Genomic DNA, 17,269 nt, shown 5'->3' on the forward strand with positions numbered 1-17,269 from the left:
ATTATTTCCACATACGCCATAAAATGGATTACAAATTACGACTCCTTTTCGTCATCTTTTTTCCCATTACAACAGTTGCCGATGACAGACCCATCACCATCCTTCGCGACCTCAAACTCTGTTTTCAGAATTCTGGCCTTCCCGCCTTTAAGCAATTCTAAAGACTCATTGTCGATTGCTTCAAAAAGCCCTACAGTCATGTGTTTTGTTTCCATGTCTCTTCAAATTAGATTTTCGTCCTACTCATAAGCTTTTCGGAATTCGCTCCTATGTTATACAGATAGGTTCTGTTTCTATTTATAAATTACCGGTAAATCAAAAATCACCTAAATAATTTTGGCTCTTAATCGGATAGCCTATGTCATCAATAACATGATCTTCTATCCATATCCATTCTCCATCCACATTTACCCATTCCCCTCCACGAATCTGAGATAACTCAAATTCTGTAAGTTTTTTAAATTTCAAATTTTCCATATTCTCTGTTCTTTGTTCATAATGTAAAGGAAGAGGTTTTCAAACAAATCATTTATAACGAAAACATAATATTTATATCATTATTTTCAAACTCTTTGGTTATATTTGCGTAATCAAATCAATTATAAGATGAAAAAATTCTATTATATAACACTAATAGCCATGACTGCAATTACCTGTATACAAATAGGTTACACGAATAACCTATATAATAATTATAAGAAAAAAGAAATAATCATGATAAATAATCATTTACTGATCGCTATTGACGAGGAGCTTCATCTACGAAAATTAGTTCCTAAATCAACTGATAAACGTCTTATAACATATAAAAGATTAGAAGACATGACTCCCCAAGAAAGGGATAGCCTATTAAAGATAACCAAACCAGGGGATACGATCAATATAGATCAAGCCAGAACACAGAATATAGGCACAAGTGTTGGAGAAATGATAGGGCAGCTACGTCAAGATATGGCCTTTAGCGAAGGAAATCCTTTAAACTTAGATACCCTTAACCATATCTTCTCTGATTCTATCCCCCCAAATTTAGCCTATCGTATCGTACAATATGATAAGGATACGTTAGCCATCGATTCTGTCGGGTATAGCGGAAAGAAATCGTGGAATTATGTCTCAGAGCTATTTCCAATAGGAACCAAGGGACATGTATTCTTACAGGTTAAAGCGGCCATTCCCTGGTTTGAATTTGTCTGGCATCAATTATGGGATTTGATCACCTCTTTATGTATCATGTTGGTTACTTTCATATGTTTGGCCATCCAATTGATAGAGATTAAACGGCAGAATGAGCTATTACGTAAGCGAAAAGCCACAATAAACGGTACCATCCACGACTTAAAGTCCCCACTAAATAGCGTGGTCACGATGTTAAGCTGGTTCAAGGCCACCGAGAATGATCCGCAAAAGAGAAAAATGATAGAGACCGGGCTTTCCGGCGTAAAGCATCTGGTATATACGATCGAATCGCTGCTGGTAATCGCCCGGAAAGACGAGCACCGGATCGTTCTCAATAAAACGAGGGTGGATGTCCCGAAGCTAGTGGAGAAAAACAAACAGGAATTGGCATTTCTCTATCCGGAGAAATACGAACATATCCATATCATAAATCAATTGCCGGAGGGCTTCACCGTACCGGCCGACAAGATGTACATAGACAACGTCATACGGAACCTGCTGGAGAACGCCTTGAAATACTCGGACGAGGAGGTGGAAGTGACGGTGACAATGGAGACAAAGGAGCAGATACTCGCCGTTTCCGTGAAAGACAATGGCTGGGGAATCGCTCCTCAACACCAGAAAAAGTTGTTCACCCAATTCTACCAAGTTCCTCGCGACGAGGATAAACTCCGAAGAGGATATGGAATCGGCTTGGCGCAAGCCAAATATATTATAGAGGAGCATCAAGGGGAGATAAAGGTAAGCAGCGAGGAAAATAAAGGTAGCCTATTCACCTTTACGGTCCCACTTCAATAAATCAAGAAAAACAATCGATCATGGGAAAAATAAAAGTCTTATTCATCGATGATGATATAGCATTGGGAAATGTCGTTACGGTAGCATTGGATAGTCTTGGCTATGAGACTTATTACCAGACATCCCTTGTAGCCATCCGATCTGTCATTAAAGAATTATGTCCGGATATCCTCATACTGGATGTAGAGATCGGGCAAAAGAATGGTATCGAAGCTACACCCGAATTGAGGCTTATCTTACCGGATATACCCATCCTTTTCGTATCGTCGCATACCGAAAGCTCTTTTGTGACGCAGGCATTGGATGCCGGAGGGATCGCATATCTGAAGAAACCTTTCGAGATTGATGAGTTAGTGGCTTATATCAAGAGACATACAAATACCTCATCGCATGCTTCCTTCCTACAGATAGGACAGCTCACTCTCTATACGCAAGACTATATCCTGATGAAAGGAGAACAAATCGTAAAGAGGCTCACCCTATCCGAGGGTAAATTATTGACACTCCTCGCCAATCATCCGGATGAAACCATCAGCCGACAAGAAATGGAGCAGGAACTCTGGGAGGATGGCTATACGAACGAACAAAGCTTGAATAATTTCATGGCGAAACTCCGCAAGTACCTGTCCGAAGACGATACCCTGGAACTAACCACTATACCCAAGGTAGGCTACAGGCTGGCAACAAAACATAAGCCCGGGATTTGAGCATAAGTTCCATAATCCTCGCTAGCCACTCATCGGATAATCGGGAGAAAACGCATCATACATTTTGTATGATACATTTTGTATGATATTTTCGTTATCTTTGTAAGCAAACAAAAGCGTATAAGACATGGCAACTTCTAAAGTAAATCCATTTCCTACAACAGGTTATATGGGGAGAGAATATTTTTGCGACCGGGAAGAGGAACTTTCATCCTTGAGGAAATTCGTGGAAAACGGAATGATATCTATGCGAGTCAGTCCATAAAGGAATTTACGGAAAGTTTGTCACAAGCCATTTTGCAGCAAATCCCGGAGCAGAAAAGTATTGGGAAACGCTTTCTGGATCTACTGAAAGGTTTCCATCCGATCCTTTCTTACGATGCGCTAACAGGACAACCGGAAATCAGTTTTGAGTTTACCGAACAAAAAGGTGCCGAGAAAACCTTGGCGGCCATTTTCCAGTTTCTGGAAACCCAAGATCGAAGAATATTGATCGCTATCGACGAGTTTCAACAAATAGCCAACTACCCGGAAACCAATACGGAAGCATTATTACGCTCCTATATCCAGCAACTGAAGAATGTACGGTTTATTTTCAGCGGCAGCAACAAGCATATGATGAACGAACTGTTCAACAGTGCCAAACGCCCGTTCTTCTCCAGTACGCAAATGATGCCGCTAGCCGCCATTCCCAATAACTTTTACGCTACTTTCATCAAGAATAAATTTACAGAGTCAAATCGTGAGATTAGTGACGAAGCCATTCATTTTCTTCTCACGTGGACACGCACTCATACTTATTATACCCAAACATTATGTAATCATTTATATGCGTCTTCCTTAAAACGCATCCAAGAAGAAGATGTAAGAAACATTTGTAGCGACCTCTTGTCTTCCCAACAAGCTACCTATATCCAATACAGACGATTGCTAAGCCCGGTACAATGGCAATTGCTGATAGCCATCGCGAAAGAAGAGCGAGTGTTCCAGCCCCAGTCTAAAGCCTTTCTCGCCAAATACAAGATCGGCACACCCGCTAATTCCAAGCGGGCGCTAGAGGCTTTGTTGGACAAAGAGATGATCTTCAAGGAAGAGGATTTGCGAAATAGCTGGTATCAAGTGTATGACGTATTCTTGTCCCGATGGCTGCAACTGACGTTTTAATCATAGATTAAGCAAAACAACCGTTCCGGAGCGAACACCTCATTCGCCACGTCTAGGATTTGCTCGGCGGTCAGTTTCTCGATCTGGGCAAAAACCTCGGGGAGAGTATCGTAACGGTTGTAATGGAGGTAGCTTTTTCCTAAGCCAAGGAAAAGGCCCTCCCGGTTATCGCCCGACACACCCAGTTGACCGATTACCTGCTTCTTGGCGGCGGCTAATTGAGTGGCGGACAGTTTTACGTCACGTAAACGGGCTAATTCCTTATGCACCAAACGCATCGCTTTCTCACGGTTCTTCGGGTCTGTCCCGAAATAGATACTGGCTAGTCCGGTATCGGTATAAGAGGTTATATTGGATTCTACGTTATAGACCAAGCCATGCTTTTCCCGCAAGGAGACATTCAAGCGGTTATTCATGCCCGGACCACCCAAAATATTATTCAACAAAAATAAAGGAATGCGCTTTTTATCGTGCATACTGAAAGCCCGGCCACCGATCAGTACATGGGCTTGATGGGTATCTTTATGGATCTGGCGTACGCAAGCCTCGATGGGGTCCGGAGCTTTCCGGATCCGTTCAGCCATAGGGAAAGAGATATCGCTTAAAGCGGATTCCGCTGATTTCAAGATCTTCTTGAAGTCTTTTCGTCCCATCGAGAAGAACACCATATTCTCCGGGGCGTAGAAACGACGCATGAAAGAACGACCGGACTCGGAGTCAAAGCGAAGAAGAGATTCCTCATCCCCTAAGATATTATGCCCGAGGGCATGACCCTTATAAAGCAAGTTCTCAAACTCGTCGAATATAAGTTCCGAAGGACTATCCTCATACGAATTGATCTCATCCAAGATGACATCTACCTCCTTCTCGATCTCCTGTTTGGGGAATTGGGAATGGAAAACCAGATCGGTCAATAGCTCAAACGCCCGGCCGAAATCCTCCTCCATAAAAATGGAATAAACAAAGGTCTCTTCCTTCGTAGTATAGGCATTCAACTCCCCTCCTACGTTCTCCATACGGTTCAGGATATGCCACGCTTTCCGTTTCTCCGTACCTTTGAAGATCATGTGTTCAACGAAATGCGCCAAGCCAAACTCATCCTCGTTCTCATCCCGTGTACCGGCGTTCACGGCGAAACCGCAGTAAGAGACCGGGGAATTAACCGGGAGATGTACCATGCGAAGTCCATTCGGCAATGTATGAGCGATATAATCCATTTTCCTTCTTGTTTGTATCAGCCCGCAAAGGTACGAAAGACTTTCCGGAAAAACATGTACGTCTTTTTCAAAAAACATGTACGTGTTTCCGGAAAAAGACGTACGTGTTTTTTTCGATCTATTTGCCTCCTTGGAAAAAATACCTACATTTGTGTAAATTAAACAGATAAGGCTATGGGAAATATCGTCCGAAAATTACCGATAGGCATACAGAGTTTTGACAAACTACGTACAGAGAACTATTTGTATGTTGACAAGACCGAGTTCATTTATCAAATGGCATACCAAGGTGTCCCTTATTTCCTAAGCCGCCCCCGGCGATTCGGGAAAAGCTTGCTGCTATCGACATTCAAGGCTTATTTCGAGGGGAAGAAAGAATTGTTCCGGGGATTAGCCATAGAGAAACTAGAGACCGAGTGGAAAGAGCATCCGGTACTTCATTTCAGCCTCAACGCCGAGTTGTACGATAGCCGCAAGGCATTGGAGAATATGCTGGAACGCCAGTTGAGGGAATGGGAAAAAATATATGATACCGGAGGAGAGGGTATCACCTATTCCGGACGGTTCATGACCATCATACGAAGGGCGGCGGAGATAACCGGAAGGAAGGTGGTCGTACTGATCGACGAGTACGATAAGCCATTACTTAGGAACCTGCACAACGAAGAGCTACAGAACGAGTTCCGGGAATTATTGACCGCCTTCTATACGGTCCTCAAAGATGCCGATCCTTGGCTGCGCTTCGTATTCATAACCGGTGTCACCAAGTTCGCGCAAGTCGGTATTTTTAGCAACCTGAATCATTTGAACGACATCAGCCTAGCCCCGCAATACGCGGCCCTTTGTGGCATGACATTGCCCGAGATCGAGGCGACTTTCCAGCCGGAGCTTCATGCCTTGGCCGAGGCGAATAAGCTTTCATACGAAGGTATCATCGAGAAAATTACACGCCGGTACGACGGCTACCATTTTGATTTCCGCAGCGGTATCGCCCTTTATAACCCGTTTAGCGTATTGAACGTGTTGAGTAAACAGGTCTTTTACGACTATTGGTTTGCTTCCGGTACCCCGACATTCTTGGCGGAGATGTTACGGAAAACGAATTACGATATACGGGAGCTGGACGGGATCGAGGTGTCCGAGGTATCCCTTTCCGACGATCGGGCGAACATCAATAACCCGGTTCCCATGATTTATCAAAGTGGATATTTGACGATTAAAAGTTACGATGAACGTTTCCGGTTATATACGTTAGGATACCCGAATGAGGAAGTTAAATATGGATTTTTGAATTTTGTCGCCTCCATGTATGCGCATTTACCGGAAACCGAGACTCCTTTTTATATCGGGAAGTTCATCCAAGAGCTGGAGAACGGAAACGCCGAGGCTTTCCTCACCCGCCTAAAGGCTTTCTTCGCCGATATCCCTTACGAGTTGAACGACCGGACCGAACGTCATTACCAAGTGGTCTTCTACATCGTATTCAAGCTACTAGGGCAATTCACCGAGGCCGAGGTACGTTCGGCCCAAGGACGTGCCGATGCCATCGTAAAAACTCCTCGCTACATCTACGTATTCGAGTTCAAGCTGAAAGGAACAGCGGAAGAAGCGATCCGGCAAATCGACGATCGAGGCTATCTGATTCCTTATACGGCCGACGAACGGGAAGTAGTCAAAGTGGGGGTCGCTTTCGACGCAACCACTCGCAACTTAGGTGAATGGCTGATTGAAAAAACATTGTAATTCTATGAGAAACATGAAAATAGCAACCTGTTTACTAACTATCACTTCCTTGGTTCTTTCCGCCTGTGGAGGAGGAGGCAACGATATAGAGAAAGCGAAAAGCCTTGCGACCACGGAAGATCTAAAGCAATACACCGAGGCCATCTCGCATGACTCCTGCCAAGGCCGTAAACCATTCTCGGAAGGGGCCGACCGTGCGGTGAACTATATCGCCCGCCAAATGAAGGAAGTCGGCCTGAAACCCATCAACGGAGATTCTTATCTCCAACAGGTTAATATCATATCCTCACGTACGCAATGCCCGAAGCCGATGGTCTTGAGTACCCCGGAAGGAAAGATCTCATTGGATTGGCTAGAGGGCTATACCGCTTTCTCCGCACGGATCGAGCCGGAGATCGATATAGACAACGCGGAACTGGTATTCGCCGGCTATGGGATCGTAGCCCCCGAGTATGGGAAAAATGATTTCGAGGGAATCGAGAACCCGCAGGATAAAGTAGCGGTCGTTATCGTAAATGACCCGGGACTCGGAAGCGACAACACGGATTATTTTAACGGTGATATCATGACCTATTACGGCCGTTGGATGTATAAATTCGAGGAGGGCGCCCGACAGGGATTAAAAGGAGTCTTGATCATCCATGAAGACCGGGGAGCAGGCTACCCTTGGTCGGTCGTACGAGCTTCCGCCCAATCTAAGATGTATGTGGACAGCGATAGCGATGCCTATCATTGCCCGCTAAACGGCTGGATCCAATTCAATGCCGCCAAGCAATTGCTAGCCGATAATGGCTACGACATTGACCAACTAATCGAGCAATCTAAATCGCCGGACTTCAAGCCCATCTCCTTGAAATCTACGGTAACCGTCTCGATGAGGAACACCTTCGACCGCCAGCAAAGCCCCAACGTAATCGGTTATATTCCCGGTAGCGGGAACACGGATGAGAGTGTTATTTATCTAGGCCATTGGGACCATCTAGGCTATGGAGCACCGATCAACGGCGACAGTATCATCAACGGCGCTACCGATAACGCCGTAGCCATCGCATGGATGCTCGAGATGGCACGTTGTTTCAATGCCTTGAAAGAGAAACCCCGCCGGAATATCGTCTTCCTCTCCCCTACTTGCGAAGAGACCGGATTCCTCGGTACGAAATACTATGTGGAGCACCCGTTGTTCCCGATCGATAAGATAGCCGCCGTAATCAATCTGGATGTCTTCCCGCTATGGGGCGAGAACAACGATGTCACGATCACCGGATACGGCAACTCCGAGCTGGATGATACTCTAGCCGAGCTAGCGAAGAAATACAACCGTTACATCATGCCCGACCCCGACGCTTATAACGGGATGTTCTACCGCTCCGACCATTTCCCTTTCGTACAAAAAGGCATCCCGGCCATGTTCGCCAAAGGCTGGAACGACAACCGCAAACAGGGTAAGGAGTGGGCCAAAGAGCATATCGCACGCTATTGGGCGGAAACTTACCACAAACCGACCGACCAGACCCATCCCGACACGGATGATTACAGTGGTCTGTTACAAGAAGTACAATTATTCTTCGACCTCGGTTATAAACTGGCGCAAGATACCGGATACCCGAAATGGAAGCCGAAGTCCGAATTCGCAAACGTCTTAAAAAGATAAATTGTCTGAAATAGATGATGCCAATATCAGTAAATATAAATACTTTCGCGATCGTTATTCAGGCAGGAATGCCGTAAAACAATCAATCAACAATATGGTAAACGAAAATATCACCTCTTTATTGGAGCAGGAAGCGGAAGCGGTTCGCAACATACCCGTTACGCCCGGATATGAGGAAGCGGTATCGCTTATAGTGAAACATGTACACGACCTAGGTGGAAAACTGATCATGAGTGGAATGGGTAAAGCCGGGCAAATCGCCTTGAATATCGCTACCACCTTTAGCTCGACCGGTACACCTGCTTTTTTCTTACATCCCAGCGAGGCACAACACGGAGATCTGGGAATCGTATGCAAGAACGATATCATGTTATTGATCTCCAACTCAGGAAAGACACGTGAACTGGTGGAATTGGTAGATCTCACGAGGGGTTTGGTGCCAGACATGAAATTTATCGTTATCACCAGTAACCCGGATAGTCCTCTAGCCGCCGAGGCGAACGTATGCCTGTTGACCGGCGCTCCCAAGGAAGTTTGCCCGTTAGGCCTTACGCCGACTACCTCCACGACCGTCATGACGGTAATAGGCGATATCCTCGTGGTCGGAACCATGAAGCGTATCCATTTCACCAACAAGGATTACGCCAAGCGCCATCACGGGGGCTACTTAGGCTCCAAGAGCCGTGAGCTAAGCAAGAATGAATAACAAACCAGTATATAGTCATGAGAAAAGTCTTTGGTATAGGAGAAACCATCCTCGATATCATTTTTAGGAACGACCAGCCACAGAAGGCCGTTCCCGGTGGTTCCGTTTTCAACGGATTGATATCATTAGGTCGATTGAATGTCCCCGTATCCTTTATCAGCGAGCTGGGCAACGACCGGGTTGGCGACATGATTCGGGATTTCATGAAAGATAACCACATCACTACCGAGTTCGTAGACCGTTTCCCCGATGGGAAAAGTCCTATATCACTCGCTTTTCTGGACGACGATAAGAACGCTAATTATATCTTCTACAAGGATTACCCGGCGCAACGGCTGGAGGTGCCCCTGCCTAAGATCGAGAAAGACGATATTTTCGTGTTTGGCTCTTATTATTCCCTGAACCCGGTCTTGCGGACTCGTATGGTAGAATTTCTGCAATACGCCCAAGAACGGAAAGCGATCATCTATTACGATCCCAATTTCCGCAAGGCACACGCTCATGAGGCGATCCGCCTCATGCCTACCGTACTGGAAAATCTGGAATTCGCCGACATCGTCCGGGGCTCGGACGAGGACTTCCAGAACCTTTATGGCAAGAGCGACGCGCAGGAGGTTTACAAAGAGCATATTCAGTTTTATTGTGATTGTTTCTTAACAACTCACGGGGCAAACGGAGTCAATCTCCACACCCGTAATTTCACACGACATTTCGATTCCCCGCAAATCCAGCCGCTTAGTACCATCGGCGCCGGCGACAATTTTAACGCGGGTATTATCTACGGACTTCTAAAGTATGACGTACGCCATGCCGACCTTCCCTCTCTGGATCAGGATACTTGGGGAAAAATCATCCGCTGCGGAATGGACCTCGCCTCCGAGGTTTGCCAAAGCTATGATAATTATATATCCAAGGAGTTCGCAGCGAAGTATGTTAGTCAGTCTTAAATATCATTAATGAAGAAGCGGGAAAAACTTGTTTTACTATCTTTGTAAGGAAAGCTTATTATAATAGAAGACAATGTTAGGAAAGATTCTCTCTCTATTCGCCAGTGTGATCCTGTTAGTGGGTTGTTCCTCTAACGCGCCCGACATACGAGCGATTTGCCTACGTGATGACATCGGAAATTACGTGATAAAATGGGAAACCGATCCGGTAATGGAGGGGATTGTCAAGATGACCGTGTCCGACAACCCGGATCTTTTCACCAACGAGTCCCCGATCATTTACGCCAACATCAAGGATGGCGTGGCTACTTACATCACGAACGATAATATATCACGTAAGTATTTCCGCCTTTCTTTTAATGATAAATACGCACGGATCATCGGGGCACGCTCGGCGGTTATGGATAGTGTACAGAATTTCCGGGATCTAGGCGGTTATACCTCTACAAACGGGAAGACGGTGAAATGGGGCAAGGTATTTCGCTCCGGCGAGTTAAGCAGCTTGAGCGAATGGGACTCCATCCGATTGGATAATCTAGGGATCAAGACCATCATCGACCTCCGTACGAACCAAGAAACCCTCACCGCCCCTATCAAATATACGAAAGCAAATATCCTGCAAATCCCCATCTCGGTCGGCAAGATCGCCGATGCCCCCCAACGTGTTATCGAGGGACGAATGCGGAAAGGAGACGCCGGGGTATATATGGAAGACGAGTACCTGCAATTCGTGACAGATAATACCGATCAGTTCGCCAAGGTACTGGAACAGTTCCAGAACGAGGATAATTACCCCATTCTCATCAGTTGTTCCTACGGAAAGGATCGTACCGGGTTTCTCACCGCCATGTTACTCGCCGCCTTGGATATTCCCCGGGACGCCATCATGGAAGACTACTTGACATCCAATCAATATATCGATACGAGTCATTTAGCTGATATCGTGAAACATCTCTCCACAGACGCCCAAGAAAGCATTACGGTCTTCCTTACGGCCAACGAGGGACTCATGGACTTGGTTTTTAACAAAATCAAGAAAGAGTATGGCTCTACCGAAAAATATTTATCCAAAGGATTACGTCTTACTGATAAGAAACGTGAAAGGCTAAAAGATATATTACTTTATTGATATGAATCCGAATTATTTACGTACCTTTGCGGCCACTGAATATTATCATATATACACAATCGCATTTTGAAAACATTTGAAGAATTAGGAGTTGCCGCACCGATATTAAAGGCAATTCAAGAGATGGGCTATGAATCGCCCATGCCCGTACAGGAAGAAGTGATTCCTTTCTTACTGGGAGAAGATAACGACGTAATCGCATTGGCACAAACAGGAACCGGTAAGACAGCCGCTTACGGCCTGCCGATCCTGCAAAAGATCAATGTCTCTCAATATCAACCTCAAGCGCTTATCCTTTGTCCGACACGCGAGCTTTGCCTACAGATAGCGGACGATTTGAACGATTATTCTAAATACATCGATAACCTGAAGGTTCTCCCTGTATACGGAGGTTCCAGTATAGAGAGCCAGATCAAGGCACTGAAGAGAGGCGTACACGTGGTAGTGGCTACCCCGGGACGTTTGATCGACTTGATGAACCGCAAGACGGTTGATTTAAGCAACGTAAAGAACGTCATCCTCGACGAGGCGGACGAGATGTTGAACATGGGTTTCACCGACAGTATCAACGAGATCTTGGCGGCTATACCGGAAAACCGAAATATGCTGCTCTTCTCCGCTACCATGCCGAAAGAGATCGCTTCTATCACCAAGAAATACATGAAGGACCCGAAAGAGATCGTCATTGGCAGGAAGAACGAGGGAAACAAAAATATCCGCGATATCTATTACATGGTTCGTGCGCAGGATAAATATCTCGCGTTGAAACGTCTAGCCGATTATTACCCGAACATCTACGGTATCATCTTCTGCCGTACCCGTAAGGAGACACAGGAGATCGCCGATAAATTGATTCAAGACGGTTATAACGCCGACTCCTTGCACGGCGAGCTGAGCCAAGCGCAACGTGACTACGTGATGCAGAAGTTCCGTATCAAGAATATCCAGTTATTGGTCGCTACGGACGTAGCCGCACGTGGTTTGGACGTGGATGACTTAACCCATGTAATCAATTACGGTCTGCCGGATGAGGTAGAATCTTATACCCACCGCCGCGGACGTACGGGCCGTGCGGGAAAAACGGGTATCGCTATCTCTATCTGCCACGTAAGGGAAAAAGGCAAGATTCGCGAGATCGAACGGATCATCAACAAGAAATTCGACAGGGGCGAGATGCCTACCGGTGAGCAAATCTGTGAGAAGCAATTGTTCAACTTGGTAGACCAAATCGAGAAAGTGAAAGTGAACGAGGAGGAAATCGCCAGTTTGATGCCTTCTATCTACCGTAAATTGGAATGGCTGGATAAGGAAGATATCATCAAACGTGTCGTATCCTTGGAGTTCAACCGGATGATCGACTATTATAAAGATAACGATGATATCGAGGTTGTAGACGAGAACGCTCCCCGAGAGAGAGGTAAACGGGGTGGCAGAGGCGAAGCGGAAGAAGGTTACACCCGTTTCTTTATCAACTTCGGAAAGACAGACGAGCTTACGCCTCCTCAACTTATCGAGTTAGTCAACAAGTGCGTACCAGGCAAGGTTCGTATCGGTCGTATCGACTTACGTGATAATTTCTCATTCTTTGAGGTAGAAGAGGGAGAAGCCAACCGTGTCATGGACTCGATGAACGGCTTCGAGGTAGACGGACGACGTATCTCCGTAGAACCGGCGCAAGCGAAAGGCGAGGGAGGAAAAGGTGGACGTAGTCCTCGTGGAGGCAGTCGTGGAGGCAATGGCTTCCGAGACAGACGGGATAGCGGTAGAGGAGGCAGAGACAGCCGCCGGGAAAGTGACCGTGGAGACCGTGGCGGCAGACGTTCCAGCCGTAGTGACGACAAACCGAAGCGCAAATTCTATGAGGACACTCCTCGTAGCAGGAAGAAACGCAAGTAACATACAACTTATACATAATTTATCAAAGAAGCGTGGTTCGTTTATTACGGATCACGCTTCTTTTATTGTATATTTACAGCCGGAAAATCACAGTCAATCACAAATTCAAAGATAAGTCACATGAAGACACTGCTTAAACATCTTTCCTGCTTTTGCCTCTTCTTTATATTCGGAACAAACTATGCCATAGCGCAAAACTACCAACATGATTTCGACCAAGTCGTAAAGAAGGTGGACGACCTCCTGTGGTACGAGAAAGTGGGCGACATCGCCCATATCGACAAAGTCTACCTCTGCGGCCCCGCCCACTGGAAAGAAACGAATCCTACCGGGATGAGTGCCGGAAACGAACTGAAGTTCTGGACTTATATCTTCATCCCTAAAAGTGTGGATCCCGACAAGAAATATCCTTTGATCGTTCTCCCGCACAGTGGCGTACACGCGGATTTCAACACGTATTACGCCCATATCGTCCGGGAACTGATCGCCCAGGAATACATCGTGGTCTCCGCTGAATACCGGGGTAGCACGGGGTATGGCAAGGCTACTTACGATAATATCGATTACGGAGGATTGGAAAACGAGGATGTCTACGTTAGTCGTAATTATATGGTAGAGAATTTCGATATCGTAGATGCCAATCGTATCGGTATCATGGGATGGAGCCACGGGGGAATGATCACACTGATGAACCTCTTCACCTACCCCGGTAAATATAAATGCGGTTTCGCCGGAGTACCGGTAAGCGACGTGATCATGCGCATGGGATATTCCACCGATGATTATCGGAAAATCTTCTCCGACGAGGGCCATATCGGGAAGACTCCCCGGGAGGATATGGCGGAATACAAACGCCGCTCACCGGTCTGGCACGCGGAAAAACTACAAGATCCCCTGCTCATCCATACCAATACTAGCGATGATGACGTGAACGTAGTGGAAGTAGAGCATATGATACGTGCTCTCAAGGCCGAAGGAAAGAAGTTCGACTACAAAATATTCGACCGTGCTCCCGGTGCCCATAGCTTCGACCGGACCGACACGAAACAAGCTTCCGAGATACGACTCGGCATCTACCAGTTCCTCGCCAAGCATCTAAAACCCAATAAGCCATTCAAATCCGTAAAAGACGTACGAAAAGCTGCCTACAAATTTAATTGATACAAACATCTAAATAACACAAGAAATATGAAGAAACTTTTTACCTATGTTCTTATGCTTTGCGCCAGCCTATCTGTTTCGGTGGCGCAACAAATCCAGTATCCGGAGCCGATCTTGAACCCGGAGAGTTGTACGAGTATCATGGTCGGCAAAAAAGCCTCGGCGGATGGCTCCGTGATGACTAGCCACACCTGCGATAGCAATTACCGCACTTGGATGGATATCGTACCTTCCGCCTCGTACGATCACGATACGACAACCACGGTCTATACCGGACGTATGCATACCGAATATGCCGAGGGAACCCGGGGGATGATCGCGAAAGGAACACTGCCCGAAGCGCGGTCTACGTATCAATTCCTCAACACGGCCTATCCTTGCCTGAACGAGAAGCAACTAGGCATCGGGGAAACAACAATCACCGGCCGGAAAGCCCTTGTCAACAAGAAAGGAATGTTCATGATCGAGGAACTTCAGCGAATCGTCTTACAACGTTGCACGACCGCCCGTGATGCCATCCGTGTGATGGGCGAGTTGATCGAGAAATACGGATATGGCGACTGGGGCGAGTGCCTTACGATAGCGGATCCAAAAGAGGTATGGCATTTCGAGGTCTTCGGCGAGGGTCCGGATAAGATCGGTGGCGTATGGGCGGCGATCCGTATCCCCGACGATCATGTAGGCGTATCGGCGAATATCCCGCGTATCTCTAAGGTCGATCCGAAAGATACGGACAATTGCATGGCTTCCGCCAACGTATTCGAGGTAGCCAAGCGCATGGGCTTCTGGGACGGAAAGAAACCGTTCCGTTTCTGGGAAGCGTATGCCGGTGGGAACTATGCCGGTGAACTGAAATCATTCAGTATCCGTGAGTTCTTTATATTGAATAAATTAGCGCCTTCCTTACGTTTATCGTATGACGCGGAAGAACTTCCCATCAGCGTAAAACCGGACCGGCAAGTATCCGTAACGGATGTGATGGCTCTCCTCTCCGAAACGTACGAGGGTACGGAATACGATATGACCCAGAACTTGAAAGTAGCCGTAAAGAAAAAAGATAGTAACGAGACCGATACGGTTATCAGTCCGGTAGCCAATCCTTGGATGACTCGGGATATGGTGAACATGTTGAATGGGTTAAAACCGGACGCCGTAAAAAGCTACCGTTTGGTTGCCGTACCACAATGCTCCTACTCTACCGTGATCCAGTTACGTGACTGGTTACCCAATGCGGTAGGCGGCGTGGTTTGGATGGCCTATGATAATCCCGGACAAAGCCCCCGCATCCCCATCTTCTGTGGGACGAAAGATCTCCCGGCTTGCTTCAAGGTTTGCGGACAGCACCGTTACCGGGAAGATGCCGCCGTATGGGCTTTCCGTCGTGCCAATAAACTCGCTACCGTACGTTGGGGAGCGACTAAAGATCGTATGAAAGCATCTATCGCCCATTTTACGGAGAAAGGGCAGACAGAACTTCCTTTCGTAGAGAGCCGTTACAAAGAGATTCTTACCCAACAAGGTGAGGAGGCCGCAAAAGAATACCTAACCGGATATACCGCCGATTTCGCCGGAGCCACGATGCTACGCTGGAGAGAAATGGGAGACTCATTCTGGACCCAATTCGAAAGAGGCTTCTAATCACCACATCCGATAGTAGAGACGAGGCACACCCCGTCTCTACAATAATAATATAAACTTAAATTCATATACAATGAGAACATTCATTCTATCATGCGCCTTAGCGTTAGGTTCCTTGAGCACATTCGCTCAAGGCTACCAATTTACGGATGTAGTAAAGGTACCCGCCACGCCAGTCAAGAATCAAGCATCCACGGGAACCTGTTGGTGCTTCGCCACGACCTCTTTCATGGAGTCGGAATTACTCCGTATGGGAAAAGGGACGTACGATCTCTCCGAGATGTTTATCGTCCGCCAGAAATACATGAACCAGTTGCAGGATAATTATGTCCGCCAAGGTAGAGGTAATATCGGTCAAGGAAGTCTCTCCCACACCTTCATGAACGCTTTCAACCAAGTAGGTATCGTTCCGGAAGAGGTGTACTCGGGTATCAACTACGATTCCGACCGGCACAATCATGCCGAGATGGTAAAATACATCAAGGCGATCGCAACGACAGCTGTGGACATGAAGAAACGCAGCCCGGAATATTACAAACTAATCGATAACCTATTCGATACCTACCTAGGCAAGCTTCCGGAGAAATTCACTTATCAAGGCAAGGAATATACCCCGAAGACATTCGCCGCCTCCCTAGGGTTGAATATGGACGATTATATCGAGCTGACAAGCTTCACGCATCATCCGTATTACCAGAAATTCGAGGTAGAGGTTCCCGATAACTGGGAACATGCGCAAATGTATAACCTCCCGTTGGATGAGATGATGCAAGTCGCGGATTATGCTTTAAATAATGGTTACACGGTATGTTGGGATGGCGACGTGAGCGAGAAAGGTTTCTCTTTCAAGAACGGTGTAGCTATCAACCCGGAGGTGAAGAAAGTAGATGATTACTCTACTACCGACCGTGCCCGCTTTGAGAAAATGGACGAGAAGGAACGTCTGGAAGAAGTCTACAAATTCGAGAAACCTTTCCCGGAAGTAAACGTTACTCCGGAAGTCCGTCAAGAAGGCTTCGAGACATTCGTCACGACCGACGATCATTTGATGCACCTTACCGGCATCGCCAAGGATCAAAACGGTACGAAATATTATATCACGAAGAACTCTTGGGGAACCGAGCGTAATACTTTCGGAGGTTACTTGAACATGTCCGATAGTTTTGTCCGTGCCAAGACGATCTATATCATGGTACATAAGGATGCGATACCAAAGGCAATCAAGTCTAAATTAGGCATTTAGAACTTTCCTATCGTATAGGATATTACAATGCCCATCGTAAGGTTGTTAGAATAGGCATTCAAAGCACCTTACAATGGGCATTATTAGCTCCTT

General features: G+C 46.5%; 15 protein-coding genes. 12 read left to right on the forward strand and 3 right to left on the reverse strand.

What is annotated here, in order from left to right:
• Window positions 1–35: 35 nt before the first annotated feature.
• Both DW033_RS24400 and DW033_RS18310 read right to left on the reverse strand, forming a co-directional pair.
• Window positions 36–215 carry a hypothetical protein gene (locus DW033_RS24400; protein WP_129984287.1) on the reverse strand — a complete coding sequence of 60 codons (180 nt, stop codon included), beginning with the start codon at window positions 213–215 and terminating at the stop codon, window positions 36–38.
• Window positions 216–315: 100 nt separating this feature from the next.
• Window positions 316–477 (reverse strand): bacteriocin, encoded by a 162-nt coding sequence (locus DW033_RS18310; protein ID WP_008778879.1) that lies wholly within the window; start codon window positions 475–477, stop codon window positions 316–318.
• A 237-nt stretch (window positions 478–714) separates the two neighbouring features.
• Here DW033_RS18310 and DW033_RS18315 point away from each other — a divergent pair, with 237 nt between their 5' ends.
• From DW033_RS18315 to DW033_RS18325, 3 genes are all read left to right on the forward strand, one after another.
• Complete coding sequence (locus DW033_RS18315; RefSeq protein WP_229040573.1) at window positions 715–1,974, forward strand: sensor histidine kinase KdpD; 1,260 nt, start codon at window positions 715–717, stop codon at window positions 1,972–1,974.
• A 20-nt stretch (window positions 1,975–1,994) separates the two neighbouring features.
• Window positions 1,995–2,681, forward strand: coding sequence for a response regulator transcription factor (locus DW033_RS18320; RefSeq protein ID WP_048926895.1), 687 nt, complete (start codon window positions 1,995–1,997; stop codon window positions 2,679–2,681).
• 186 nt (window positions 2,682–2,867) lie between these two features.
• Window positions 2,868–3,845, forward strand: a complete 978-nt coding sequence (locus DW033_RS18325; RefSeq protein WP_121961345.1) for an ATP-binding protein — start codon at window positions 2,868–2,870, stop codon at window positions 3,843–3,845.
• On the opposite strand, the gene DW033_RS18330 is transcribed toward DW033_RS18325, so the two are convergent.
• The gene (locus tag DW033_RS18330) at window positions 3,842–5,062 is read right to left on the reverse strand and encodes a pitrilysin family protein (protein ID WP_048926896.1); all 1,221 of its coding nucleotides are present in this window, start codon (window positions 5,060–5,062) and stop codon (window positions 3,842–3,844) included. The two genes, DW033_RS18325 and DW033_RS18330, sit on opposite strands and share 4 nt — an antisense overlap.
• Before the next feature lie 174 nt (window positions 5,063–5,236).
• On the opposite strand from DW033_RS18330, the gene DW033_RS18335 reads away from it, so the two are divergent.
• The 9 genes from DW033_RS18335 to DW033_RS18375 all read left to right on the forward strand — a co-directional run bounded on the left by DW033_RS18335 (window position 5,237) and on the right by DW033_RS18375 (window position 17,176).
• Window positions 5,237–6,805, forward strand: coding sequence for an ATP-binding protein (locus DW033_RS18335; RefSeq protein WP_122383012.1), 1,569 nt, complete (start codon window positions 5,237–5,239; stop codon window positions 6,803–6,805).
• Window positions 6,806–6,809: 4 nt separating this feature from the next.
• Window positions 6,810–8,456, forward strand: a complete 1,647-nt coding sequence (locus DW033_RS18340; RefSeq protein ID WP_122383013.1) for a M20/M25/M40 family metallo-hydrolase — start codon at window positions 6,810–6,812, stop codon at window positions 8,454–8,456.
• 94 nt (window positions 8,457–8,550) lie between these two features.
• Window positions 8,551–9,162, forward strand: coding sequence for an SIS domain-containing protein (locus tag DW033_RS18345; RefSeq protein ID WP_005860581.1), 612 nt, complete (start codon window positions 8,551–8,553; stop codon window positions 9,160–9,162).
• A 17-nt stretch (window positions 9,163–9,179) separates the two neighbouring features.
• Complete coding sequence (locus tag DW033_RS18350; protein WP_122383014.1) at window positions 9,180–10,109, forward strand: carbohydrate kinase; 930 nt, start codon at window positions 9,180–9,182, stop codon at window positions 10,107–10,109.
• Between the two features lie 73 nt (window positions 10,110–10,182).
• Window positions 10,183–11,238, forward strand: coding sequence for a tyrosine-protein phosphatase (locus DW033_RS18355; RefSeq protein ID WP_008773268.1), 1,056 nt, complete (start codon window positions 10,183–10,185; stop codon window positions 11,236–11,238).
• Window positions 11,239–11,361: 123 nt separating this feature from the next.
• Entirely contained in the window at window positions 11,362–13,134 is a 1,773-nt protein-coding gene (locus tag DW033_RS18360) for a DEAD/DEAH box helicase (protein WP_122379030.1), read from the forward strand.
• A 120-nt stretch (window positions 13,135–13,254) separates the two neighbouring features.
• Window positions 13,255–14,295, forward strand: coding sequence for a S9 family peptidase (locus DW033_RS18365; RefSeq protein WP_122380861.1), 1,041 nt, complete (start codon window positions 13,255–13,257; stop codon window positions 14,293–14,295).
• Window positions 14,296–14,322: 27 nt separating this feature from the next.
• Window positions 14,323–15,933, forward strand: a complete 1,611-nt coding sequence (locus DW033_RS18370) for a dipeptidase (RefSeq protein ID WP_008773265.1) — start codon at window positions 14,323–14,325, stop codon at window positions 15,931–15,933.
• A gap of 73 nt (window positions 15,934–16,006) precedes the next feature.
• A complete protein-coding gene (locus tag DW033_RS18375; RefSeq protein ID WP_048926902.1) occupies window positions 16,007–17,176 on the forward strand; it encodes an aminopeptidase C in 1,170 nt (389 codons plus the stop codon).
• Window positions 17,177–17,269 lie beyond the last annotated feature (93 nt).

The sequence above is a fragment of the Parabacteroides sp. AF39-10AC genome, assembly GCF_003635405.1.
Classification (GTDB): Bacteria; Bacteroidota; Bacteroidia; order Bacteroidales; family Tannerellaceae; genus Parabacteroides; species Parabacteroides distasonis.